The 249-nt window shown below is 68.3% G+C and carries 1 protein-coding gene; it reads left to right on the forward strand.

Going from position 1 to position 249, the window contains the following annotated elements; translation table 11 throughout:
• Positions 1-249: amidohydrolase family protein (locus R0J87_RS23015; RefSeq protein ID WP_498889262.1), on the forward strand; the 249-nt coding region annotated here is incomplete at both ends.

The raw sequence follows: 249 nt of genomic DNA on the forward strand, positions 1-249 counted from the left end.
TGGAGATACCCATGTGCACCGGGGTTCCGCGTGGTACGGCGCGAAGGAGATCAGCGACATCGTCACCACGGCCGACGAGCTCGGCATCGACGCGGCGGTGCACGCGATGGGAAACTGGTCGGTGGACGCCGCGTTGGATGCGTACGAGGCCGTGCGGCGGAGCCCTAAGGACCGGGAGCGGCTCTTGCGCATCGAGCATGCTTTCGTGGCGGCCCCTGAGACGCAAGCCCCGCGGATGGCGGCATTGGG

It is taken from the genome of Halomonas sp. SIMBA_159 (assembly GCF_046536035.1).
Classification (GTDB): domain Bacteria; phylum Pseudomonadota; class Gammaproteobacteria; order Pseudomonadales; family Halomonadaceae; genus Vreelandella; species Vreelandella venusta_A.